This window comes from Halorubrum sp. SS7 (assembly GCF_005435055.1).
In the GTDB taxonomy this organism is placed as follows: Archaea; Halobacteriota; Halobacteria; order Halobacteriales; family Haloferacaceae; genus Halorubrum; species Halorubrum salinarum.
In genome coordinates this window covers 1-332 of the sequence record NZ_SGXV01000455.1, presented here as the reverse complement: position 1 = coordinate 332, position 332 = coordinate 1, and the positions used below count along the sequence as shown (strand labels likewise).

The 332-nt window shown below is 57.5% G+C and carries 1 protein-coding gene; it reads right to left on the bottom strand.

The window, feature by feature from the left end:
- Positions 1-332 (bottom strand): hypothetical protein (locus EXE44_RS20520; RefSeq protein WP_158293518.1); only part of this gene is annotated, 332 nt, incomplete at both ends.

Sequence of the window (332 nt, the reverse complement as noted above, 5' to 3'; positions counted from 1 at the left end):
CCACAGCCTCGACCGTAGACAGCTCATCCGTTAGCTCCGGGTCAACATCGACGCTCGAACACACCCGCTCATACCGGTCAATCAGGTCCGGAATATCATCCTCAAGCGACTCAATCCGGTCTTCGATGTCATTCCAGACCTCGATATAGGTCGTCTGCTTCCGGTCCCGACTGACCCGCTCGCTAAGCAGGGTATCCGCAATCGTGACGATATCATCCCAGTGCTCCGGCCCGGTCGGGATCTGGACCGCGTCGATATCGCTGGCAAGGTCATTCCCTGTGAATTCCGCATCCTCGATATTCGTGCTGGTGACCACCCCGCCCTCGATGATA